The following is a 23,930-nucleotide window of genomic DNA, read 5'->3' on the forward strand; positions in this document are numbered from 1 at the left end:
TCAAAGGGAATGCGGGGCCGGATGTCGCGGCCTGCCTGCCCGCACCGGGGCCGCGCAGCGGCAACGCGCTATCCTCGCCCCGGATCAGACCTTACACTTGTCAACGTAACAGCCTCCGCGGAGCTACAACCAATGAGCAGCATCGAAGAACGCGTCAAGAAGATCGTGGTCGAACAACTGGGCGTCAAGGACGAGGAGGTCAGCGCAAGCGCGTCCTTCGTCGACGACCTCGGCGCGGATTCGCTGGACACCGTCGAACTGGTAATGGCGCTCGAAGAAGAGTTCGAGTGCGAAATCCCCGACGAGGAAGCCGAGAAGATCACCTCGGTGCAGCAGGCGATCGACTACATCAAGACCCACGTCAAGGCGTGATGTCGGGCCGGCGCGCCTGGCCTGTCGGCCGGGCGTCGTCGCGCCAGGCGATACCGTCGACCCTTCAGGTCGATCTGTAACAACCCGGGGCCGCATTGCGGCCTCGTGCGTTTTGCATCGCGCCATCGAAACGGCGCATGCCCACGAATGCATCGAAGAGAGAGCTGCCCATGTCCAAGCGCCGCGTCGCCATCACCGGAATCGGCATCCTGTCGCCGCTCGGCAACGACCTGGCCTCGAGCTGGGACGGCGTCGTCAACGGTCGCTCCGGGATTGGCCCGATCACCCATTTCGATGCTTCCGCATTCGCCACGCGCATCTCCGGCTCGGTCAAGGGCTTCGATCCGGCGCAGTGGATCCCGGCGAAGGACGTCAAGAAGATGGACCCCTTCGTGCACTACGGCGTGGCGGCGGCCCTGATGTCGATCGCCGATGCGGGGCTCGAGATCCGCGACGCGGACGCCGATCGCATCGGCGTGGCCATCGGTGCCGGCATCGGCGGCCTCAAGGGCATCGAAGAGACCGCGATCAAGTACCACGAGGGCGGTCCGCGCAAGATCTCGCCGTTCTACGTGCCCAGCACGATCATCAACATGGTCGCGGGCCAGGTGTCGATCATGACCGGTGCGCGCGGCCCCAACATCGCCGTGGTCACGGCGTGCACCACGGCCACGCACAACATCGGCCTGGCCGCGCGCATGATCCAGTACGGCGACGCCGACGCGATGATCGCCGGCGGCTCCGAGTTCGCGACCACGCCGACCTCGCTGGGCGGGTTTTGCGCGATGAAGGCGCTGTCCACGCGCAACGACGATCCGGAGCGTGCGTCGCGTCCCTGGGACGCGGGCCGCGACGGCTTCGTGATGGGCGATGGCGCGGGCATCCTGGTGCTCGAGGAATACGAGCGGGCGAAGGCGCGCGGCGCGCACATCTACGCTGAACTCGCAGGCTTCGGCATGAGTGGCGATGCGCACCACATGACCGCGCCCAGCGAGAGTGGCGAGGGTGGCGCGCGCTGCATGGTGGCGGCGTTGCGCGATGCGGGCATCGATCCGTCCGAGGTCGGCTACATCAACGCGCATGGCACCTCCACGCCGCAGGGCGACCTGGCCGAGACCATGGGCATCAAGTCGGTGTTCGGTGCGCACGCATCGAAGCTGATGGTCAGCTCGACCAAGTCGATGACCGGCCACCTGCTCGGCGCGGCCGGCGGGGTGGAAGCGGTGTTCTCGGCGATGGCGCTGAAGACGGGTGTGGTGCCGCCGACGATCAATCTCGACAACCCGTCCGAAGGCTGCGATCTCGACTACGTGCCGCATACCGCGCGCGAGGCGAAGATCGACATCGCGCTGTCCAATTCGTTTGGATTCGGCGGGACGAACGGGACATTGATCTTCAGGCGGGTTTGAGGATCTGTTCTATGCAGCTACGGAAGGATGTTGCGGCTCAGCGATTGCGTAGAGCGAGCGCCTTCGGAAACAGCGCCCTGCCGGCCGGGGATTGCTCCTCGGCTCGGTCAGCCATCCATCGCTGACTCGCCGCCGCAGGCCATCCATGGCCTGCTCTCCGCAATCCCCAGCCGGCACGGCGCCGGGATATTCGTTGACGTCGCTTGAAGCAGGCGGCTTGAGCGTCTATCTCGCCAAGAGCTCGGTGCTTGATCAGGTCTGGATAGCCATCATTTTCGGGAGTTTGCAGAAACTCTTTGTGCAGTGAAGATTGGCTGCGCTTGGGATGGCAGCATTCCAGCCTCCAGACGATTACTCAAAGCGAGTCCACGTGCTGATCAGCAGGCCGCTACCGCCCGACACCGACCTGCTGGCGCTGCACCGCCTCGATCCGGGCCGCTATCGGCTGCTGCTGCAGTCGGTCGCGCACGGGACGGCGCAGGCGCGCTGGGACCTGCTGCTTGCAACCGATGGCGGCTCGCTGACGCTGGGCAACGACGGCGTCACGCGCGACGGGTCCGGTGTCGCGATGGCCGGCACCTTCCTCGATGCGCTCGATGACGCGTGGCGTGCCGCGCGCCTGCCGCGCGAGGAGCCGCGCTGGCCGTTCCGCGGTGGCTGGGCGTTGCTGCTGGGCTATGAGCTGGCGCGGCAGGTCGAGCCGGTGCTGCGATTGCCGGACGCGGCGGGCAGCCTGCCGGTGGCACAGGCGCTGCGCTGCCCGGCTGCCATCCTGCGCGACCACGCCAGCGGTGAATGTGTCGCGGTTGCCGAGGCCGACCAGGACGCGATGCTCGATGTGATCGAAGCCGACCTTGCCGCGGCTGCCACGCTGCCGGCCCTGCCTGCGTGGCAGGCGCCTGCGCAGGTGCGGGAGGACGCGCCGGCGCGCTTCACCGCTGGTGTGGTGCGCATCCTCGACTATCTGGCCGCGGGCGACGTGTTCCAGGTGAACCTGTCGCGCGGCTGGCGCGCGGATTTCGCGCAGGCGCTGGATCCGGCGCGGCTCTACGTGCGCATGCGCCAGGCCAATCCCGCGCCGTTCGCGGGCCTGTACGCAGGCGATGGCTGGGCGGTGGCCAGCGCCTCTCCCGAGCGGCTGGTGTCGATCCGCGGCGAGGTGGTGGAAACGCGGCCGATCGCAGGCACCCGTCCGCGGCTGGCCGGCGATGACGATGCCGAGCGCGTGCGCGAGCTGATCGGACATCCCAAGGAACGCGCCGAGCACGTGATGCTGGTCGACCTGGAGCGCAACGACCTCGGCCGCGTCTGCGTGCCCGGCAGCGTCGAGGTGGACGAGCTGATGACGATCGAGAGCTACGCCCACGTGCACCACATCGTCAGCAACGTGCGCGGCCGGCTGCGCGCCGATGCCAGCCCGGGCGACGTGATCGCGGCGACGTTCCCCGGCGGCACCATCACCGGCTGCCCCAAGGTGCGCTGCATGCAGGTCATCGCCGAACTCGAGGGTCGCGGGCGCGGCGCCTACACCGGCGCGATGGGCTGGCTCAACCGCGACGGCGACCTCGACCTCAACATCCTCATCCGCAGCGCCGAGGTCGAAGGGGCGCGGGTGCGCTTTCGCACCGGCGGCGGCATCGTGGCCGATTCGGATCCTCCGCGGGAACTCGACGAGACCCGCGCCAAGGCCCGCGGCATGCTGCAGGCGCTGGCGGCCGACGCCGACGCCGACGCCGACGCCGACGCCGACGCCGACGCCGACGCCGACGCCGACGGCGCCACGGTATCCTAGGCCGATGATCCGGAATTTCCCCTCGATGGAGCAGGCGCATGGCCAAGGCTCCTAGGCGCTGGCGCGGCCTGCGGCTGCTGTTCGTGCTGTCGGCCCTGGTGGCCGGTGCCGCCGCGTTCTTCCTGTCTGAGCGCTACACCGGTTTCGCCGATGCGCCGCTCTCTGGGATCGAGGCGGGCGACACGCTGCGGGTCGAGCGCGGCGATTCGTTCCGGCGCGTGCTGTCGCGGCTGCGCGAGGCCGGCGTGCGCGACGGCCATGACCTGGAGTGGCAGGCGCTGGCGCGCCAGCTCGGTGCCGACGCGCGCGTGCAGGTCGGCGAGTACGCGCTGGAGCCGGGCATGACGCCGCGCACGCTGCTGCAGCACATGCGCAATGGCCGCGTGGTCAGCTATCGCTTCACCATCGTCGAAGGCTGGAACATGCGCGAGCTGCGCGCTGCGCTGGCCAGGGCCACGCCGCTGCTGCAGACCATCGGTGAACTGGACGACGCCGCGTTGATGGACACGCTGGGCCGCGCCGGCGTGCACCCGGAAGGCCGATTCCTGCCCGAAACCTATGCCTACACCCGCGGCGACAGCGACCTGGATGTGCTGCGCCGCGCCAACCAGTCGCTTGAACGTGCGCTGCAGGCCGCGTGGGAGGCGCGCGCACCGGATCTGCCGCTGGACGACGCGGAGCAGGCGCTGGTGCTGGCCTCGATCATCGAGAAGGAAACCGGCATCGCCGAGGAACGCGCGCGCATCGGCGGCGTGTTCGTGCGCCGCATGAAGAGCGGCATGCGCCTGCAGACCGATCCGACCGTGATCTACGGCATGGGCAGCCGCTATGCGGGCAACATCCGCCGCGCCGACCTGCTCGCCGATACGCCCTACAACACCTATACCCGCGATGGCCTGCCGCCGACGCCGATCGCCATGGCCGGCGTGGCTGCCATCCGTGCGGCGACGCAGCCGGCCGCTGGCGACGAACTGTATTTCGTGGCCGTCGGCGACGGCAGTGGCCGCCACGTGTTTTCGCGCACGCTGGACGAGCACAACGCCGCGGTGCGCGAATACGTGCGGCGCTACCGCGCACAGTTCGGGCCGTGATGGCGCTGCGTTCGCATGCGCGCTTCATTTCGCTCGAAGGCGGCGAAGGCGCGGGCAAGACCACCGTGCTCGATGCGCTGCGCGAAGCGCTGCGCGAAAGCGGGCAGGAGGTGGTGTGCAGCCGCGAGCCGGGCGGTACGCCGCTGGCGGAAATGATCCGCGGCCTGCTGCTCGATCCGGCACACGAGCCGCCCGCGGCCGACACCGAACTGCTGCTGATGTTCGCCGCCCGTGCCCAGCACGTGCGCGAGACGATCGCGCCCGCGCTCGAACGCGGCGCCTGGGTGCTGTGCGACCGCTTCACCGATTCCAGCTACGCCTACCAGGGCGGGGGCCGTGGCCTGGACGCCGGCTGGATCGCGGAGCTGGAGCGGCGCGTGGTCGGGCTGCAGCCGGGATTGACCCTGCTGCTGGACGTCGATGTCGGTCGGGGGCGCGAGCGCACGCGCGGCCGCGATCTCGCGCCCGATCGCATCGAGTCCGAACGCGATGAATTCTTCGAGCGCGTGCGCGCGGTCTACCGCGCGCGCGCCGCTGCCGAGCCACAGCGCTTCCGCGTGATCGATGCCTCGCAGCCGGCGGCCGACGTGGCCAGCGAGGCGGTGCGCCTGTTGCGTGAATGGATGGCGCGCGCATGACTGCGCCGCTGGCCCCCTGGCAGCAGCGTGCGTTCGACCATGCGGCGCGCACGCTGTCCGAAGGCCGCCTCGGCCACGCGCTGCTGATCTGCGGCCCGGCGCGACTGGGCAAGCGCGCGGTGGCCGCGCGCCTGGCCGCGCACCTGCTGGGCGCGCACGAACCGCGTGCCGCGCATCTGATCGAGGCGGGAACGCATCCGGATTTCCACGTGGTCACGCTGCTGCCCAACCGCGAAGGCACGAAGCTGCGCACCGAGATCGTGATCGAGCAGATCCGCGAACTGTCGGAAAAGCTGTCGCTGACGCCGCAGTACGGCAGCGCGCAGGTGGCGATCGTCGATCCCGCCGACGCGCTCAACGCTTCGGCCGCCAATGCGCTGCTCAAGACCCTGGAAGAACCGCAGCCCGGCCGCTACCTGTGGCTGCTCGCCTCCAGTCCCTCGCGCCTGCCGGCGACGATCCGCAGCCGCTGCCAGCGCCTGGAGTTCGGTCTGCCGCCGCGCGATGAAGCACTGGCCTGGCTGCAGGCACAGGGTCATGCCGCCAAGGTTGCGGGTGAGGCGCTGGACGCCGCGCGCGGCCATCCGGGCCTGGCCGATGCCTGGCTGCGCGATGGTGGCATGCAGCTGCGCCACGAAGTGGCTGCGGACCTGGACAAGCTTGCGCGCGGCGAGCTGGCGCCGGTCGAGGCCGCGCAACGCTGGACCGGCGACGAACATGCCGTCCTGCGCCTGCGCCTCGCCGCCGACCTGGCGCTGGCCGAGGCCTCGGGCTTGACCGATCCAGCGCGAATCCGGAAGCTGGCGCAGTGGTTCGACGCGGCCAACCGCACGCGCGACCTGTTGCGCACCACGGTGCGCGCAGACCTCGCAGTCGCGGAGCTGCTGCTGTCCTGGCGAGGCACGGATGTGCCAGGCCCGGCATCCGCCAACAAGAGGTATCGATGAATACGACCGCGGGCGGCGCGCGGCAGGGAATCCTGTCGCTGGCACTGAAGGACAAGGCGCAGCTCTACAGCGCCTACATGCCTTATCTGAAACACGGCGGCATCTTCGTGCCCACCGCGCGGCGCTACTTCCTCGGCGACGAGGTGTTCCTGCTGCTCACCCTGCCCGAATCCAACGAGCGCCTGCCGGTGGCCGGCAAGGTGGTGTGGGCCACCCCGACCGGCGCGCAGGGCGCGCGCACCGCGGGCGTCGGCGTGCAGTTCGCCGACACCCCGGAAGGCGAGACTGTGAAGGGCCGGATCGAAACCCTGCTCGCGGGCACGCTGTCCGCGGAAAAGCCGACGCATACGATGTGACGGGCGCGATCGCGTCGCGCATGTGGCAAGGCGCTGCAGCGCTGTTGCTCGCGGCGTCGCTGGCACTGCCGGCGATCGCGACCGAGCACATCCGGCTGGATGATGGCCAGCTGCAGGTCGAGGTGGCGCCCGCGGTCGGCGGGCGGATCGTGCACCTCTCGTTGCCCGGCCGCGGCAATGTGCTCAAGGTCGGTCCAGCGCTGGCGACCGTGCCCGCGCCAGAACCCTCCGCCGACGGCCCGGACCTGCCTTATTTCGGACACGAGCTCTGGCTCGGCCCGCAGTCGCGCTGGTGGCTCGACCAGGACGTGAACCAGACCCGGCGCGCGGCCGCGGCGCCGTGGCCGCCGGATCCCTGGCTCGCGCATGCGCGCAACCGCATCGTCGAGCGCGACGCGCACGCGCTGGTGCTCGAAGGCGTGACAAGTCCGGTGAGTGGCCTGCGGGCGACACAATCGTTCCGCCTCTCCGGCGGCACTCCGGCGACACTGGAACTCTCCGCTGAGGCGGTGAACCGCCGTGACCGGGACGTGCGCCGCAACCTGTGGTTCAACACCCGCCTGCCGGCGGGCAGCCGCGTGTTCGCGCCCGTGGCCAGGCCCGAAGATGCGCGCCTGCGGGCGGATGCGGACGCGGTGTTCGACGGCCCCGTCGCCTGGTGGCGGGACGGCCTGTACTCGCTGCAGCTCGAGCCGCCATCGGCCGGGAAGGGCGGTCGCCGCGGCAAGATCTTCATCGCCCCGTCGGCCGGCTGGGTTGCCGGCTTCAACGCCGGGCAACTGCTGGTGATCCAGTTCGAGCGCCAGGACGGCGCGCTGATCGATCCCGAACACGGCCAGCTCGAGCTGTATCAGCAGTGGCACCACGACGATCCGCAGGCGGGGATCCTTGAGCTCGAGGTCCACGCTCCGCTGCGCACGCTGGCGCCGGGCGAGTCGATGCAGGCGCGCGAACGCTGGACGGTGTTCGCCTACGAGGGACCGGACACGCTGGACGCGCAGCGCGCCGCGCTGGAAGAAGCGCTGCGCGGCCTCGGCCTGGATCGCTGAAGGGCGACTTGCGCGCCTCCCGAACGCGTGCGAACCCGGGCAACTGATTCGCGTCGCGGTCCAGGGCTGGCCGGATCGCGCCCGTTCCGGGATTTCTCCCTGCGGTCGAAATGACAGGGTCGGGGCGCACGCCGTGCGCCCCGATTACCGTTCGTCCTGCTGACGCCCCGGCCTCAGCGCAGCAGTGCATCAACGCAGCAGTACATCAACGCAGCAGCGCATCCGCGCATCAACGCATCAGCGCATCAGGACGCCAGGCTGCCCGTCTCCGCGCCGTCGCGCAGCGCGGGGTTGTCCCAGCCCGCGCGCGGCGCGAAACGATCGCCGTATCGCGCCTGCAGCACCTGCAGCCGCGCGAGCAGCACGTCGACGCCGACTTCGCGGATGGTCTGGATCGGGCCGCCGCGGAAGGGCGCGTAACCGGTGCCGAAGATCACGCCGGCATCGAGCAGGTCGGCATCCTCGACCACGCCCTCGTGCAGGGCGGCCACGGCCTCGTTGAGCAGAGGCAGGATCAGTCGATCCTCCAGGTCCTCCGGCACGCGGTATTCCTTCGGCACCTCCGGCTTCTTCGGCTTGCCGTTCTCCCAGGCGTAGATGCCCTGGCCGTCCTTCTTGCCGCGTTTGCCGGCTTCCGGTGGCTGCGACAGCGCCGGCGGGATCGCCAGGCCAAGGAAGGGAGCCAGTTCCTGGCCGACGCCGTAGGCCACGTCCAGGCCCACGGTGTCGATCAGCTCGATCGGCCCCATCGGCATGCCGTACTTGACCGCCGCCTTGTCGATCACCGATGCCGGGATGCCTTCGGCATACGCGGTGGCGGCCTCGAGCATGTACGGGAACAGCAGCCGGTTGACCAGGAAGCCCGGCGTGCCCGCCACCGGCACCGGCAGTTTGTCGATCGCCTTGCAGAACGCGGCCAGGCGCTGCTCGGTCTGCGCCGACATCGCGTCGTGGCGCACGATCTCCACCAGCGGCATCGACGCCACCGGGTTGAAGTAGTGCAGGCCGGCGAACTGCGCCGGACGCGCGATATGCCCGCGCAGCTCGTCCAGCGGGATCGACGAGGTGTTGGTGGTCAGCAGCGCATCGGGCTTCAGGCGCGGCTCGACGCCTGCATACAGTTCACGCTTGGCATCGGCGCGCTCGATGATCGCCTCGATCACCAGGTCGGCCTGCGCGAGGCCGCTGCCTTCGAGGTCGGATTTGAGCCGCGCCGCGACCGCCGGACGCTTCGCCTCGTCCTTGACCCGCTTCGCGAACAGCGCCTGCGCGCGCGTCATCGCACCGTCGATGAACTTCTGCTCGCGGTCCTGCAGCGTGACCTCGAAACCCTTGTACGCCGACCACGCGGCGATGTCGCCGCCCATCACGCCGGCGCCGACCACGTGCACGTGCGTGATGCCGTGCGGATCCTTGCCGCCCAGGCCCTTGAGCCGCTCCATCAGGAAGAACACGCGGGTCAGGTTGCGCGCGGTCGGGGTGCCGGCCAGCTTCACCACCGACTTCTGCTCGGCCTTGAGCAGGGCCTGGATGCCGCCACCGCTGCGCCGCCAGGTTTCGATCAGCGCGTAGGGCGCCGGATAGTGTTCCTTGCGCGCCTTGCGCGCGACCTGCTTGACCAGCATCGGCGCCAGCAGCTGGCGCACTGGCCAGGTGTTGGTGAACCAGCCGAGGAAGCGCTGCTTGAAGGGGCGCTCGCGGCCGCCCAGCGCGAGCTTCGCGGCCTCGTCGAGCAGCAGCGCGGGTTCGACCACCTTGTCGACCACGCCCATGGCCTTCGCGGACGCGGCCGACAGGTTGCGGCCGGTCAGCATCACGTCCATCGCCGCTGGCGCGCCAATCAGTCGCGGCAGGCGCACGCTGCCGCCCCAGCCCGGGTAGATGCCCAGCTTCACTTCGGGCAAACCGATGCGCGTGGACGGGTCGCTGCTGGCGATGCGGTAATCGCAGGCCAGCGCGATCTCGGTGCCGCCGCCCATGCAGAAGCCGTGGATGGCCGCGACCGTGGTGCAGGGCAATTCGGCCAGGCGCTGGAACACCTGTTGGCCGCGCCGGATCGAATCGCCGATCGTGCCCTTGCGGTCGAACTCGGCGAACTCGCGGATGTCGGCGCCGGCGATGAAGCCCTTGTCCTTGGCCGAGCGCAGCACCAGGCCCTTCGGCGGCTCCAGCGCCACGCGCTCGAGCAGGCCTTCGAGTTCCAGCAGAACGTCCTGGGCGAAGGTGTTGACCGACTCGTCGGCGCGGTCGAACGACAGCACCAGCACGTCGTCCGGGCGCAGTTCGACCTGCCAGTGGCTGAAGCGCAATCCATCGAGGCCAGCGATCATGCGGGACCATCCGTTAGGGTATGGGAACCCCTTATGATCCAGAGGGTGTTGCGCCGCAGTCAAATCGGATGTCTTGGCAAAGCCGCAGGCGGCCTGTGGCGCGGCTTGCGGCGGACGGCTGGCGCCCCCAGATCCGTCCGATGCGGGAACTTCCCGCCCCAGCGCAGGTCACAGCGCCCGGCCCCGGCCGGCCAACCCAGGAGTGACCAAGGCCGATGGCCGAGATCGACACCCAGACACTCGACCTCGAACTGGTCAAGCGCGTGCAGCGCGGCGACAGCGCCGCGTTCGACCTGCTGGTGCGCAAGTACCAGCATCGCATCGCAGGGCTGATCGGGCGCTATGTGCACGACTGGAGCGAAGTCCAGGACGTCGCCCAGGACACGTTCATCCGCGCCTACCGCGCGATCGGCAACTTCCGCGGCGACGCACAGTTCTATACCTGGCTGCACCGGATCGCGGTGAACACCGCCAAGAACCACCTGGTGGCCGGCAACCGCCGCCCGCCGGGCGCCGATATCGACATCGAGGACGCCGAACAGTTCGATTCCGGCATCCGCCTGCGCGACAGCGACACGCCCGAACGCGAACTGATGCGCCACCAGCTGGAACAAACCGTGATCCGCGCGGTCGAAGCATTGCCCGAGGAGCTGAGGCTGGCGATCACGCTGCGTGAGGTCGACGGTTTGAGCTACGAGGAAATCGCCCAGCGCATGGATTGCCCGATCGGCACGGTGCGCTCGCGCATCTTCCGTGCGCGCGAAGCGATCGACCAGGAGATGAAACCCTTGTTGGACAGCGACAACAGATCGGAGCGTGCTGCACGATGACTTCCGTCCACGACAACGAAACCCTGCAGATCGTCCCTGACCCGGACAAGCTGTACGTCTACCACCGGCAGCAGCTGTCGGCGATGCTCGACGGCGAGCTGTCGCCCGACGAGGCGAAGTTCATGCTGCGCCGGCTGCAGCACGACGGCGAGCTCGCCACCTGCTGGGAGCGCTGGCAGGTCTGCGGCGACATGCTGCGTGGCCAGCGCAACGACCTGCTTCCGGCCGACTTCGCGCACCGCGTCGCGGTCGCGGTGGGTGCTGACGGCGCGGGCGTGGAGACGGTCGAGCCGCGTCGCGCGACGCGACCACGCCTTGCACGCTGGGGCGGCGGCGCGGCGGTGGCCGCTTCGGTCGCGCTGATGGCGGTGTTTGCCACCCGGCAGCTTCCCGAGGCGGGCCTTGTGCCCGTTGCCGAGCCTGCGCCGATGGTGGCGGCGGTCGCCCCGCCCCCGCTGCAGGAACCGGGAGCAGCGGCGTCCGCCTCCATGAACGACGATGTGTCCGCCGCGATTGCCGACGCAGCCGATCCGGCGCCGGCAATGCCGCGCGCGCAACCCGACGCGACCGTCGCGGTGGCGGCGATGGCTGTGGCTGCGGCCGTCGAGACGCCGCGCCGCGCCGCGCAGCGGCGGCGTGCGGCGCGTGCGCAGCCAGCGTCGGTCGAAGTCGCGCGCGCGTCCGTGCCCGCAGCGATCGACGACCCGACGCCGCCGATGTCCCTCGCCAGCGAGGACATCGCGCCCGCCATCGTGTTTCCCATGCCGCAGGCCGCGCGCCGGCCCTGGCCGCGCGCGCTGCTGGCGCCGCAAGGCGCGTTCACCGTGGCCAACGGCAGCCTGCTGCCGCGCGAGCCGCAGTTCGAACCGCTGTTGCCGCGCGAGTCGCAGTTCGACCCCGTGCTGCCGGGTGGTCGCGTCGCGCCATGGCTGGCACCGACGCCGTCCGAGCCGCAGGCGGACGCCACCCAACCCTGAGGTCGCTGCGGCCCTGCCGCGTCGCGCTCCGGTCACCATCTTCCCCACGCGTTGTCCAGGGTCACATCCCGATGAAAACCCCGCTGCATGCTCTTACGCTGATCCTCCTTGCCTCTGCTGCCACGACCGCCGTGGTGCTGCCCATCGCCACCGCACAGCCGGGAGCGGACGCCGTTGCCGCGCCGCTGGCCGGACAGGCGACCGCGGTCCCGGCCGCGCCGCTGGTCACCGGGCTGCCTGATTTCACCCGCCTGGTCGAAGAGGTCGGCCCGGCCGTGGTCAAGATCGACACCATGATCGGCAGCCGCCGCACCGCCCAGCAGCCCGACGACAGCGTCCCGGGCGAGGAGCAGATCCCCGAAATCTTCCGCCGCTTCTTCGGCCCCGGCTTCCAGATGCCTGGCCCCGGCGGCCCGGGAGGCCCGGGTGGCGGCGGCCAGGCCCCGCGCGGGCGCGCAATGGGCACCGGCTTCATCATTTCCGATGATGGCTACATCCTCACCAACCACCACGTCATCGACCGCGCCGACGAGGTCAAGGTCACCCTCAGCGACCTCAGCGAGTACACCGCCAAGGTGGTGGGCAGCGACGAGCGCTCGGACGTGGCCCTGCTCAAGATCGAGGGCAAGGGCCTGCCGGTGCTGCGCACGGGCGATGCCTCGGGCGTGAAGCCCGGCCAGTGGGCGGTGGCGATCGGCTCGCCGTTCGGCTTCGACCAGACGGTGACCGCCGGCATCGTCAGCGCGGTCGGCCGCAGCAATCCCTACGCCAACCAGCAGTACGTGCCCTTCATCCAGACCGACGTCGCCATCAACCAGGGCAACTCGGGCGGCCCGCTGCTCAACACCCGCGGCGAGGTGATCGGCATCAACTCGCAGATCTTCAGCAACTCCGGCGGCTACATGGGCGTGGCCTTCGCGATCCCGATCGACGTGGCCATGAACGTGGTCGACCAGCTCAAGAAGACCGGGCGCGTGCAGCGCGGCCAGCTGGGCGTGCAGTTCCAGGCGACCGGCATCACCGCCGACCAGGCGAAGGGCTTCGGCCTGCCCGATACCCTGGGCGCGCTGGTCAGCGAGGTGGTCCCGGGGAGTCCGGCCGAGAAGGTCGGCATCGAGCCCGGCGACGTGATCCGCGGCGCCGACGGTGTCACCATCCGCCAGCCGGGCGACCTGCCGCCGATCGTGGGCAACAAGGTGCCGGGTGCGAAGATCAAGATCGTGGTGTTCCGCGAAGGCCGCGAGCGCACGCTCGACGTGACCCTGGCCGAGCTCGACGACGATGCGCTGGCGAGCGCCACCCCGCGCCCGGGCGCGCCTTCGCCGGCGGCGGCGAGCGATGCCAATGCGCTCGGCCTGGTCACCCAGGAGCTCACCGAGGCCCAGCGTCGCCAGCTTGGCCTGGAGGCGGGTGAAGGGGTGCGCATCGCCCGCGTCGAAGGCGCGGCAGCCCGCGAGGCCGGCCTGTCTGCTGGCGACGTGGTGCTGCGCGTGGGCCGCACGCCGGTCGGCAGTTCGGCCGCGCTGGCCCGCGAAGTGCGTGGCGTGAAGGCGGGGCAGACGGTGATGCTGCTGGTCCGCAGCCAGGGCGGCGGCAGCCGCTTCGTTGCAATCACGCCCGAAGGCTGAGCGGCTCCATCAGGCCCCTGAAAGCGCCTGCCCTGCATCGCCGGGCAGGCGCCTTGCCGCGCGGTGATGGGGCTGGGAGCCGCGGCGGGGACCACGTCTGCCCTATGCGATAATCTCCGGCTGTCCTGACGACGGCCGCTGCCGCTTCCCCATGTCCGACCCCATGCGGCTTATCCGCAACTTCTCCATCATCGCCCATGTCGACCACGGCAAGTCGACGCTTGCCGACCGCATCATCCAGCTGTGCGGCGGCCTGACGGCGCGCGAGATGGAGGCGCAGGTCCTCGACAACAACCCGATCGAGCGCGAGCGCGGCATCACCATCAAGGCGCAGTCGGTGTCGGTGCCCTACACCGCGCGCAACGGCGAGACCTACCACCTCAACTTCATCGACACGCCCGGCCACGTCGACTTCAGCTACGAGGTCAGCCGCTCGCTGGCCGCTTGCGAAGGCGCGCTGCTGGTGGTCGATGCCGCCCAGGGCGTCGAGGCGCAGTCGGTCGCCAACTGCTACACCGCGGTCGAGCAGGGCCTGGAAGTGGTGCCGGTGCTCAACAAGATCGACCTGCCCACCGCCGACATCGAGCGCGCCAAGGCCGAGATCGAGGCGGTGATCGGCATCGACGCCAGTGACGCGGTCGCAGTCAGCGCCAAGACCGGCCTCAATGTGGAGGAGGTGCTGGAAGCCATCGTGCACCGCATCCCGCCGCCGCAGCGGCGCGACAGCGACAAGCTGCAGGCGCTGATCATCGACTCCTGGTTCGACAATTACCTGGGCGTGGTCTCACTGGTGCGGGTGATGCAGGGCGAGATCAAGGCCGGCGCCAAGATGCTGGTGATGTCCACCGGCCGCACCCACCAGGTCGACAAGGTCGGCGTGTTCACCCCCAAGCGCAAGGAAACCGCTGCTCTGCGCGCGGGCGAGGTGGGCTGGATCAACGCCTCGATCAAGGACGTGCACGGCGCGCCGGTCGGCGACACGCTCACGCTCGCCGGTGACCCGGCCGCCGAGCCGCTGCCCGGTTTCCAGGAGATGCAGCCGCGCGTGTTCTCGGGCCTGTTTCCGGTCGACGCCGACGACTACCCGGACCTGCGCGAGGCGCTGGAAAAGCTGCGTCTCAACGACGCCGCGCTGCGCTTCGAGCCGGAAAGCTCGGAGGCCATGGGCTTCGGCTTCCGCTGCGGGTTCCTGGGCATGCTGCACATGGAAATCGTGCAGGAGCGGCTGGAGCGCGAGTACGACCTCAACCTGATCAGCACCGCGCCGACGGTGGTCTACGAAGTGCTGTTGACCGGTGGCGAAGTCATGTCGCTGGACAACCCGGCCAAGCTGCCGCCGGCCAACAAGATCGAGGAAGTGCGCGAGCCCATCATCCGCGCCAACATCCTCACGCCGCCCGACTACGTGGGCAACGTGATCACGCTGTGCGAAGAGAAGCGCGGCAGCCAGATCGGCATCCAGTACCTGGGCAGCCAGGTGCAGATCAGCTATGAGCTGCCGATGGCCGAGGTGGTGCTGGACTTCTTCGACAAGCTCAAGTCGGTGTCGCGTGGCTACGCCTCGCTGGACTACAACTTCCTGCGCTTCGAGGCCGGTCCGTTCGTGCGCGTGGACACGCTGATCAATGGCGACAAGGTCGACGCGCTGAGCATCATCGTCCACCGCAGCCACGCCGATCGCCGCGGTCGCGACCTCACCGAGAAGATGAAGGAACTGATCCCGCGGCAGCAGTTCGACGTCGCGATCCAGGCCGCCGTCGGCTCGCAGATCATCGCCCGCAGCTCGGTCAAGGCGCTGCGCAAGAACGTGCTGGCCAAGTGCTACGGTGGCGACATCAGCCGCAAGAAGAAGCTCCTCGAGAAGCAGAAAGAGGGCAAGAAGCGGATGAAGCAGGTCGGCCGGGTCGAGATCCCGCAGGAAGCATTCCTGGCGGTGCTGCAGGTGGACAACAAGTAGGGGATGGCGTGACATGATGAAATGGTTCGAGCTGGGGCTGGTCGTGCTGACCTTCGCAACCGGCATCACCTGGCTGCTCGACCGGCTGTTCTTCGCCAAGCGTCGCGCGCAGCGGTCGGGTCTGCTGGAAGAGAAGGAGCCGATCCTCGTCGACTACGCGCGGGCCTTCTTCCCCGTGCTGTTCGTGGTGCTGATCCTGCGCAGCTTCATCGCCGAACCGTTCCGCATCCCCTCCAGTTCGATGATGCCGACCCTGCTGATCGGCGACTTCATCCTGGTCAACAAGTTCAGCTACGGCATCCGCCTGCCGGTCAACAACCGCAAGGTGATCGCGCTGGGCGAGCCCGAACGCGGCGACGTGGTGGTGTTCCGCCCGCCGCACCATCCCGACCAGGACTGGATCAAGCGCGTGGTCGGCCTGCCGGGCGACGTGGTGTCGTATCGCGACAACACCGTGTACGTGAACGGCGAGTCGTTCGGCTACGGCGAGCCCCGGCACTATGTCGGCGTGGGCCGCGGCAGCGACATGACCGGCGCTGGCCTGATCGACGAGACCATGCCCGGCCGCACCCACCAGGTGCTCGAGACCCGGCGCCCCGGCATGCTCGACCCCGGCGAGGGCGAGTGGCGGGTGCCCGAAGGCGAGTATTTCGTGATGGGCGACAACCGCGACCGCAGCGACGACAGCCGGTTTTGGGGTACGCTGCCGGAGAGCCAGCTGCGCGGGAAGGCGTTCCTGGTCTGGATGAATCTCGACAGCAGCGCGCCGGGCTGGATCGACTGGAGCCGGATCGGCAGCCGCATTCCGTAGCGCCGGCGCGGAAGGCTGTCAGCGTGCCGGCACATCTGCAGCAACAGGGGATCGGATCATGGACATGCGTCGCAGGCAGGGCGGCATCACGCTGCTGGGCTTCATCATCGTCGCCGGCGTGGCCGGCTTCCTGGTGTTCATGGGGATCAAGCTGTTCCCCATGTACTCCGAGTACTACAGCGTCAAGTCGGCGCTCAAGAGCCTGGCGGCCGAACCCGGCGTGGGCAACTACGCGCCGGGGCGGATCCAGGACCTGTTTTTCCGCCGGCTCAACATCAGCTACGCGTCCAACATCAAGAAGGAACACGTTAAGATCCAGCGCGTGGACAACGGCTGGCAGATGGACGTGACCTACGAGGTGCGCAAGCCGATGGTCGCTAACCTCGATGCGGTGGGCCGGTTCCATGCCAGCCAGCACCTGACCGGGACCGGCGGTGCCGCAAACTGACCCACGGGGCGGGGTGTTCGACGCGCATGCGTTCGGCGACCCGTCCCTGCTCCAGCAGGCGCTGACGCACCGCAGCGCGGGGGCGCCCCACAACGAACGTCTGGAATTCCTCGGCGACGCGGTGCTGGGCGTGATCGTGTCCGATGCGCTGTACGCGCGCTGGCCGAAGGCCGACGAGGGCTCGCTCACCCGTGCCCGCGCCGAACTGGTGCGCGAATCCTCGTTGGCTGAAGTGGCGCGGCGGCTGGCGGTCGGCGAGTGGCTGACCCTGGGTCCGGGCGAGATGAAATCCGGCGGCCACCGGCGCGATTCGATTCTGTCCGACGCGCTGGAGGCGGTGATCGGCGCGATCTACCTCGACGCCGGCTTCGAGGCCTGCCGCGCCGTGGTGTTGCCCTGGTTCGAGGAAGCGGTGTCGGCGGTGCCGGCCAGCAAGGTCGGCAAGGATGCCAAGACCCGCCTGCAGGAGTGGCTGCAGGGGCGGCAGAAGCCGCTGCCGCAGTACGAACTCAAATCCGAGAGCGGCGAGGAACACGCGCGCGTGTTCGTGGTGCGCTGCGTGCTGTCCGACCCGGCGGCGGCCGGAGAGGGCGAGGGCGGTTCGCGGCGCGCGGCCGAGCAGGTCGCGGCCGGCGTGGTGCTGGAGTTGCTGGAAGCAGGCGACTGACGTCGCGCGCTCGCGGCGGGTTCGGGCTGCCGATCACCCGCCCACGTCCGCAACTCCCCTACAATCCGCGCCATGCAGCAGCCCCCCCCCGCCGCGCACCGCGCCGGCCACCTCGCCGTGATCGGCCGTCCCAACGTTGGCAAGTCCACCCTGGTCAACGCGCTGGTGGGCGCCAACGTCAGCATCGTGTCCAACCGGCCGCAGACCACGCGCCACCGGCTGCTGGGCATCGCCACCTTGCCTGCGGGGCAGATCGTCCTGGTCGATACGCCCGGCCTGCACCTGGAAGGGGGCAAGCGTGCCTCGTCGGCGCTCAACCGGGTGCTCAACCGCGCCGCCCGCGGCGCGCTCGAGGGCGTGGACGCGGCCGCGCTGGTGGTCGAGGCCGGTCGCTGGGACGAGGAAGACACGCTGGCCTACGACACCCTGCACGCCAGCGGCCTGCCCCTGGTGCTGGTGGTCAACCAGGTCGACCGCATCCCCGAGAAGGCGAAGCTGTTGCCCTACCTGCAGCGCATCACCGAAGGGCGCAGCTTTGCCGCGGTGCATCCGGTGTCCGCGCTCAAGCGCACCGGCCTCGATGCACTCACCACGTCGCTGCTGTCGCAGCTGCCCGAGCAGCCGCCGCTGTATGGCGAAGACGAGATCACCGACCGCAGCCAGCGCTTCCTGGCGGGCGAACTTCTGCGCGAGCAGCTGATGCGCCAGCTCGGCGCCGAGTTGCCCTACGCCACGACGGTGGAGATCGAATCATTCACCGAGGAGCCCTCGCCCAAGGCCGGGGTGATGTACCGTATCGGCGCGGTGATCTGGGTCGAGCGCGAGGGCCAGAAGGCGATCGTGATCGGCAAGGGCGGCACCCGCCTGCGCGACATCGGCAAGCGTGCGCGCGAGCGGATGGAACAGCTGTTCGACGCCAAGGTGTTCCTGCAGACCTGGGTGCGCGTGCGCGAGGGCTGGTCGGACGACGAAGCGGCGCTGCGCACGCTCGGCTACGAGTAGCCGGCGCGCTGGGGGCGGGCATCCGTGCGCTACGACGCCGAACCGGCCTATGTCCTGCATGCGCGAGCCTGGCGCGAGACGAGCCTGCTGGTCGACGTGCTGACGCGTTCCCACGGCCGCCTCGGCCTGCTCGCGCGCGGCGTGCGCGGACCGCGCAGGCAGGCGCAGTTCGCCGCGCTGCAGCCGCTGCAGCACGTGCGGCTGGTGGCGGTGCAGCGCGGTGAGCTGGCCACCCTGACGTCGGTGGAGGCGATCGACGCGCCGCCGCGGCTGCCCGGGCACGCCGCGCTGTCGGCGTTCTACGTCAACGAACTGGTGCTGCGCATGGCGCCACGACAGGATCCGCACCCCGAGCTCTACGAGCTGTACGGATGGTTGCGCGCGCGGCTGCACGATGCTGCGGGGCTGGCCTGGAACCTGCGCCGCTTCGAGCGCGACCTGCTGCAGGTGCTGGGCTTCGGCTTCGATCTTGGCCATGACGGCGACGGCACGGCGATCGACCCGGCCGCGCGCTACCGGCTTGATGCCGAGCACGGCCCGCGGCGTGTGCTGGGCGAGCGCGTCGGCGAATCGCGCGCGCGCTACGCGACCGGTAGCGCGCTGCTGGCGCTGGGCGAGGACCGCAGGCCCGATCCCGCCGATCTCGACAGCCTGCGCGGCGCCATGCGCGACGTGCTGTCGCAGCACCTGGGTCCGCGCGGATTGAAATCCTGGCAGCTGGCCGGCGAGCTGGGACGGCTCGCGCGCGGGTCCGATCAGGCGCCTGACAGCGTGTCCTGAACCGCATCGCGGAACGCCTGCAGCGCATCGCCCGAGCCGGGCGCGGCGTGCAATCGAGAGACCGCCGCGCCCAGCCGCGCCGCGCCCACGAAGCCGCATCCGGCCTCGAGCCTGTGCAGCGTGGCGCGCAGCGCCTCGGCATCGCCCGCGGCTGCGGCCGCGGCCACTGCGTCGCGCGCCCCCGCGAGTTCGGCAATGAACAGCCCGCGCATGGCCGCGACATTGTCGGCGTTGCCGGCCAGCGCCGACAGCGCCTGCGCATCGTCCCAGACCGGCAGGTGGTAGCCCGCGGCCGGTTGCCGCACGTGGTGCGTGCCGTCAGCGGTATCGCCGTCGCCCCGCGGTTCCAGCACGCGCCGGATCGCAGCCAGCCAGGCATCGGCCGGTAGCGGCTTGGCGACCGTGGTGGCGAAGCCGGCTGCCAGCAGCGCTGCGTGTTCGTCCTGCTCGCGCGAGGCCGTATGCGCGATGGCCGGCGTCTGCAGCCCGCGTGCGCGCAGTCGCGCCAGCAGTTCGCTGCCGCTGCCGTCCGGCAGGCGGGCATCGAACAGCCACAGTGCGTGTGGATTGGCAGTGGCGAGCGCGAGCGCTTCGGCCATGCTGGCCGCCGCATCGACCACGGCCGGCAGCAATTCGGTCGCCGCCTGCAGGAACGCGCGGCTGGTGGGATCGTCCTCGACCAGCAGGATCCGTGGATTCATCGTCGCCCCCTGCGCAGCGGATATGCTCGCCCGATGCCTTGGCGCATCTTAACGCTGTTGCTGCTGGTGCTGGCCGCGAGCCCGGCGCTCGCGCGCACCGCGACCGCGCGCATCGACGCCATCGATGCCGCCGGCGTGGCGCTGCGCGACGTGCGCGTGCGCCTGCACTGGCCGGCGGACGCGGCGCAGGGCGAACTGCGGATCGAGGCGGCGCTGATCGAGGCGTCGGCGCTGGGCTACCGTTTTGACAACGTGCGCTGGCAGTGCCCGCTGGCACGGCCGCAGGCCGATGCCTGGCGCTGCGAAGGGCCGCTGCAGGGCCAGGGCGGCGCCCCTATGCGACTGGCGGTGGATCTCTCGCCGGCCAGCACCGACGCGCTGCTGGCCCGCGGCGACGCGCGGCTGGCGCTGCATCGCAATGCCGCCAGTCCCGACGCCACGCAGCTGCAGCTCACGCGCGTGCCGATGCTCTGGGCGCAGGCGCTGCTGGCCAATGCCTGGCCGGGCGGGCGGCTGGCTGCGGGCACGATGGATGGGGCGATCACGCTGCAGACGCCGAGTGGACGACCGCTGCAGGTCGAAGGGCGTCTTGCGCTGGCCGGCCTTGGCCTGGAATCGGACGACGGCACGATCGCGCTGGGTGATGTCGATGGCAGGGTGCGCTTTGACCTGCGCGTGCCCGAGGACAGCGGCATGCTGCTGTCGCTGGACGGCGAGGTCGATCGCGGCGAGGCGCTGTTCGGCAATGCCTACCTCGCGCTGGGCGGCACGCCGGTGGCATTCGCGATCGATGCGCGGCAGATGCCCGGCGGCGGCTGGTCCGCGCCGCGGGTCGAATGGCGTGACGCGGGCGCAGTCGATGCGCGCGGCAGCGCTGAGCTCGATGCCCAAGGCGGGCTGCGCGCGCTCACGCTCGACGTGCGCAGCGATGCGCTCACGACCTTGCCCGACCGCTACCTCGCCGGCTGGCTGGGCCTTGCCGGAATGTCGGGCCTGGCGCTGGACGGCGCGGTGGGCGCACAGATTCGCGTCGAGGAAGGTCGGGTCGAGGCGCTGGAGCTGCAGCTTGGCGGGGTGGATATCCGCGACCCGCGTGAGCGCTTTCGCATCGACGGCCTGGAGGGCGACCTGCGCCTCGCCGCAGGCGGAATGGTCGACAGCGAACTGCGCTGGCGCGGCGGCGCGCTCTACGAGCTGGCCTTCGGGCCGATCCGCCTGCCGCTGCGCAGCCAGTCCGGCACGCTGCAGCTGCGCGAGGCCGTTGCGCTGGACATGCTCGGCGGCCAGCTCCAGCTGGAGAACTTCAGCCTGACCCCGCCGGATGAGGACAGCGGCCTGCGCCTCGGTTTCGGGCTGGCGCTCGACGCGCTGGACGTCGGCCAGCTCGCCAGCGCCTTCGGCTGGCCGGAGTTCCGCGGCACCCTGGGCGGGCGCATTCCCAGCGCACGCTATGCCGACGAACGCCTGGAGTTCGACGGCGGCCTGAGCGTGCATCTGTTCGATGGCCGCATCGACGTCGGCGCGCTGTCGATGGAGCGTCCGTTCGGGGTCGCGCCCACGCTGTCGGCCGACCTGTCGCTGCACGACCTGGACCTGATGGACATCACCGGCGTGTTCGACTTCGGCAGCATCAGCGGTCGGCTGCATGGGCGCATCGACGGGCTGCGCCTGGTCGACTGGACTGCGACCGCCTTCGACGCCGAACTCCATACCGAACCACGTCGTGGCGTGCGCCAGCGCATCAGCCAGCGCGCGGTGCAGGACATCTCCAGCGTCGGCGACGCCTCCTTCGTCAGCAGCCTGCAGGGGCAGCTGATCGGGCTGTTCGACGATTTCGGCTATCGCGGCATCGGCATCGGCTGCCGCCTGGCCAACGAGGTCTGCGCCATGTCGGGACTGCATTCAGCGGGAGACGGCTTTACTATCGTGCAGGGTGCGGGCGTGCCCAGGCTGCAGGTGGTCGGGTTCAACCGCAACGTCGACTGGCCTACCCTGCTCGAGCGCCTGGCCGCAGTGGCCGCCGGCGATGTCGCGCCGGTGGTGGACTGAGCGGCCGCAACGTCATCAACGCAAGGGAGTCGTCGCATGCGCCGTGTCTTGGGAATCTCGCTGTTTTCGCTGGTGCTGTGCGCCTGCGTCACGATCAACGTCTATTTCCCCGCCGCCGAGGCGCGCGAAGCCGCGCGTGAGTTCGTCGAGAACGTGATTGGCGACGAGGCCGCGCCCGCGTCCACGCCCCCGGGCGACGGCGGCATGGCCACGCGCCAGCTGCGCTTCGATCCCTGGATGCTGCTTGGCATCGGCAGCGCGCAGGCGCAGTCGCAGCCGGACATCACCATCCGCACGCCGGCGATCCAGGCGATCCAGTCGCGGATGGAGTCGCGCTTCAACTCGATGCGCCCGCATTTTGATTCCGGCGCGCTGGGTTTTGCCGGTGACGGCACGGTGGTGGTGCGCGATGCATCGCAGCTGGCGATCAAGGACCGGGTTGCGGTCAACGCCGCCGTCGCCGACGACAACCGCGACCGCAAGGCGGTCTATCGGGAGATCGCCGTGGCCAACGGCCATCCCGAATGGGAGTCGCAGATTCGCGACGTGTTCGCCCGCCAGTGGATCGCGAGCGCGCGCCCGGGCTGGTGGTACCAGCAGGGCGGGGTCTGGAAGCAGAAGTAGGGCGCGGCGCTCCAATGCCAGCGCAGGGGACGGAACGGCACCGGCCAATCCGTCCCCTCCATCGCATCTGCGACAATGTCCGGCCCTGCAAGCAGCCTGATGCCACGTGGCCCGGATCGACCAGACGCCTTTTGAACTCGACATCGTCGACCTCAGCCACGATGGACGCGGGGTGGCGCGCCGCGCCGACGGCAAGGCCGTGTTCGTGGCAGATGCGCTGCCCGGTGAACGCGTGGTGGTGCGCCAGACCGCGCGTTCGCGCAGCTTCGACGAGGCGACCACGCTGGAAGTGCTGCAGGCCTCGCCCGACCGGGTGACGCCGCGCTGCCCGCACTTCGGCGTGTGCAGCGGCTGTGTGCTGCAGCACCTGGACGAGTCCAGGCAGATCCTGGCCAAGCAGCGCGTGCTGCTGGAGAACTTCGAGCGAATCGGCCATGTCGCGCCCGCGGCGGTGCTGCCGCCGCTGACCGGCGGTGCCTGGGGATACCGGCGCAAGGGCCGCTTCTCGGTGCGGCGCGTGGAGAAGAAGGACAAGACACTGGTCGGCTTCCGCGAGCGCGACGCGCGCTACGTGGCCGACCTGCGCGAGTGCCATACCGTGGTGCCCGAAGTCGGCGTGCTGATCGTTCCGCTGTCGGTGCTGGTCGACGGCCTGCAGGCGCGGCGCGATGTGCCGCAGATCGAGTTCATCGTCGGCGATGCGCAGCCCGACTTCGACGGCGTCGCGCTGGTGTTCCGCCACCTGCAGCCGCTGGGCGAGGCCGATCTGGCGGCGCTGCGCGATTTCGGCGCGCGCCATCGCGTCGCCATCCACCTGCAGCCGGGCGGGCTGGACTCGGTGCATGCGCTGTGGCCGGTGCAGCCGTCGCTGTCGTTCCGGCTGGAGCCCTGGGATATCGGCCTGTCGTTCCGGCCGCTGGATTTCATCCAGGTCAACGCGCGCCTCAACGAGGACATGATCGCGCGCGCGTTCGAGCTGCTCGACCTGCAGCCGACCGACCGTGTGCTCGACCTGTTCTGCGGCCTGGGCAACTTCACCCTGCCGATGGCGCGCATCGTTTCTGAAGTGGTAGGCGTCGAGGGCGAGGCCGGACTGGTGGCGCGCGCGCGGGAGAACGCGGAACGCAACGGCCTGTCCAACGCGGGCTTCCATGCTGCAGACCTCACCCAGGACCAGCGCGGCAGCAGCTGGATGCGGCAGGGATTCGACAAGCTTCTGATCGATCCTCCGCGCTCGGGCGCGATCGACGTGCTGAAGCAATTGCCGCTGGAGCGGTTCGGCCGCATCGTCTACGTCAGCTGCCACCCGGGATCGCTGGCGCGCGACGCGGGCTACCTGGTCAATGAGCGTGGCTGGAAGCTGGCGAGTGCGGGGGTGATGGACATGTTTCCCCAGACTGCGCACGTCGAGTCGATCGCACTGTTCGAGAAGCGATGATCGACGTGACGTCGGTCCTCAGGCGTGTCATCCC

The 23,930-nt window shown here is 69.9% G+C and carries 21 protein-coding genes and 1 pseudogene; 20 read left to right on the plus strand and 2 right to left on the minus strand.

What is annotated here, in order from left to right; genetic code table 11:
- Positions 1-132 precede the first annotated feature (132 nt).
- From acpP to ACW5EG_RS03940, 8 genes and pseudogenes are all read left to right on the plus strand, one after another.
- Positions 133-372, plus strand: a complete 240-nt coding sequence (acpP, locus tag ACW5EG_RS03905; protein ID WP_457017452.1) for an acyl carrier protein — start codon at positions 133-135, stop codon at positions 370-372.
- A gap of 170 nt (positions 373-542) precedes the next feature.
- Positions 543-1,781 (plus strand): beta-ketoacyl-ACP synthase II, encoded by a 1,239-nt coding sequence (gene fabF, locus ACW5EG_RS03910; protein ID WP_457017453.1) that lies wholly within the window; start codon positions 543-545, stop codon positions 1,779-1,781.
- A gap of 370 nt (positions 1,782-2,151) precedes the next feature.
- Positions 2,152-3,501: pseudogene (locus ACW5EG_RS03915) on the plus strand (aminodeoxychorismate synthase component I); the annotation flags it as partial.
- 110 nt (positions 3,502-3,611) lie between these two features.
- Complete coding sequence (mltG, locus tag ACW5EG_RS03920) at positions 3,612-4,664, plus strand: endolytic transglycosylase MltG (RefSeq protein WP_457020881.1); 1,053 nt, start codon at positions 3,612-3,614, stop codon at positions 4,662-4,664.
- Positions 4,664-5,302, plus strand: coding sequence for a dTMP kinase (tmk, locus tag ACW5EG_RS03925; protein WP_457017456.1), 639 nt, complete (start codon positions 4,664-4,666; stop codon positions 5,300-5,302). The genes mltG and tmk overlap by 1 nt, the downstream gene beginning before the upstream one ends.
- Positions 5,299-6,249 carry a DNA polymerase III subunit delta' gene (locus ACW5EG_RS03930; RefSeq protein WP_457020882.1) on the plus strand — a complete coding sequence of 317 codons (951 nt, stop codon included), beginning with the start codon at positions 5,299-5,301 and terminating at the stop codon, positions 6,247-6,249. The genes tmk and ACW5EG_RS03930 overlap by 4 nt, the downstream gene beginning before the upstream one ends.
- A complete protein-coding gene (locus tag ACW5EG_RS03935; RefSeq protein ID WP_457017458.1) occupies positions 6,246-6,605 on the plus strand; it encodes a PilZ domain-containing protein in 360 nt (119 codons plus the stop codon). Before ACW5EG_RS03930 ends, ACW5EG_RS03935 begins: the two co-directional genes overlap by 4 nt.
- Before the next feature lie 20 nt (positions 6,606-6,625).
- Entirely contained in the window at positions 6,626-7,654 is a 1,029-nt protein-coding gene (locus tag ACW5EG_RS03940; protein ID WP_457017459.1) for a DUF4380 domain-containing protein, read from the plus strand.
- Between the two features lie 245 nt (positions 7,655-7,899).
- Here ACW5EG_RS03940 and ACW5EG_RS03945 read toward each other — a convergent pair whose 3' ends face one another.
- On the minus strand, positions 7,900-9,984 hold the full coding sequence (locus tag ACW5EG_RS03945; RefSeq protein ID WP_457017460.1) for a 3-hydroxyacyl-CoA dehydrogenase NAD-binding domain-containing protein: 2,085 nt from the start codon (positions 9,982-9,984) through the stop codon (positions 7,900-7,902).
- Between the two features lie 215 nt (positions 9,985-10,199).
- Between ACW5EG_RS03945 and rpoE the strand changes: the two genes are divergently transcribed.
- From rpoE to recO, 9 genes are all read left to right on the plus strand, one after another.
- On the plus strand, positions 10,200-10,814 hold the full coding sequence (rpoE, locus tag ACW5EG_RS03950; RefSeq protein ID WP_457017461.1) for an RNA polymerase sigma factor RpoE: 615 nt from the start codon (positions 10,200-10,202) through the stop codon (positions 10,812-10,814).
- The gene (locus tag ACW5EG_RS03955) at positions 10,811-11,791 is read left to right on the plus strand and encodes a sigma-E factor negative regulatory protein (protein ID WP_457020883.1); all 981 of its coding nucleotides are present in this window, start codon (positions 10,811-10,813) and stop codon (positions 11,789-11,791) included. The genes rpoE and ACW5EG_RS03955 overlap by 4 nt, the downstream gene beginning before the upstream one ends.
- Positions 11,792-11,862: 71 nt before the next feature.
- Positions 11,863-13,419: a Do family serine endopeptidase gene (locus ACW5EG_RS03960; RefSeq protein ID WP_457017463.1), complete on the plus strand. Its 1,557-nt coding sequence runs from the start codon at positions 11,863-11,865 to the stop codon at positions 13,417-13,419.
- Between the two features lie 163 nt (positions 13,420-13,582).
- On the plus strand, positions 13,583-15,376 hold the full coding sequence (lepA, locus tag ACW5EG_RS03965; protein WP_457018396.1) for a translation elongation factor 4: 1,794 nt from the start codon (positions 13,583-13,585) through the stop codon (positions 15,374-15,376).
- 16 nt (positions 15,377-15,392) lie between these two features.
- Positions 15,393-16,187 carry a signal peptidase I gene (lepB, locus tag ACW5EG_RS03970; protein WP_457020884.1) on the plus strand — a complete coding sequence of 265 codons (795 nt, stop codon included), beginning with the start codon at positions 15,393-15,395 and terminating at the stop codon, positions 16,185-16,187.
- Between the two features lie 64 nt (positions 16,188-16,251).
- Complete coding sequence (locus ACW5EG_RS03975) at positions 16,252-16,635, plus strand: DUF4845 domain-containing protein (RefSeq protein WP_457020885.1); 384 nt, start codon at positions 16,252-16,254, stop codon at positions 16,633-16,635.
- Complete coding sequence (gene rnc, locus ACW5EG_RS03980) at positions 16,622-17,302, plus strand: ribonuclease III (protein WP_457017465.1); 681 nt, start codon at positions 16,622-16,624, stop codon at positions 17,300-17,302. Before ACW5EG_RS03975 ends, rnc begins: the two co-directional genes overlap by 14 nt.
- 72 nt (positions 17,303-17,374) lie before the next feature.
- A complete protein-coding gene (era, locus tag ACW5EG_RS03985; protein WP_457017466.1) occupies positions 17,375-18,304 on the plus strand; it encodes a GTPase Era in 930 nt (309 codons plus the stop codon).
- A gap of 24 nt (positions 18,305-18,328) precedes the next feature.
- Complete coding sequence (gene recO, locus ACW5EG_RS03990) at positions 18,329-19,084, plus strand: DNA repair protein RecO (protein ID WP_457017467.1); 756 nt, start codon at positions 18,329-18,331, stop codon at positions 19,082-19,084.
- On the opposite strand, the gene ACW5EG_RS03995 is transcribed toward recO, so the two are convergent.
- Positions 19,060-19,785, minus strand: a complete 726-nt coding sequence (locus tag ACW5EG_RS03995; RefSeq protein WP_457017468.1) for a response regulator — start codon at positions 19,783-19,785, stop codon at positions 19,060-19,062. The two genes, recO and ACW5EG_RS03995, sit on opposite strands and share 25 nt — an antisense overlap.
- A gap of 33 nt (positions 19,786-19,818) precedes the next feature.
- On the opposite strand from ACW5EG_RS03995, the gene ACW5EG_RS04000 reads away from it, so the two are divergent.
- The 3 genes from ACW5EG_RS04000 to rlmD all read left to right on the plus strand — a co-directional run bounded on the left by ACW5EG_RS04000 (position 19,819) and on the right by rlmD (position 23,896).
- The gene (locus ACW5EG_RS04000) at positions 19,819-21,834 is read left to right on the plus strand and encodes a hypothetical protein (RefSeq protein ID WP_457017469.1); all 2,016 of its coding nucleotides are present in this window, start codon (positions 19,819-19,821) and stop codon (positions 21,832-21,834) included.
- Between the two features lie 36 nt (positions 21,835-21,870).
- Positions 21,871-22,458: a YdbL family protein gene (locus ACW5EG_RS04005; RefSeq protein ID WP_457017470.1), complete on the plus strand. Its 588-nt coding sequence runs from the start codon at positions 21,871-21,873 to the stop codon at positions 22,456-22,458.
- Positions 22,459-22,564: 106 nt separating this feature from the next.
- A complete protein-coding gene (gene rlmD / locus ACW5EG_RS04010) occupies positions 22,565-23,896 on the plus strand; it encodes a 23S rRNA (uracil(1939)-C(5))-methyltransferase RlmD (RefSeq protein ID WP_457017471.1) in 1,332 nt (443 codons plus the stop codon).
- Positions 23,897-23,930 lie beyond the last annotated feature (34 nt).

The organism is Luteimonas sp. A611, from assembly GCF_054072715.1.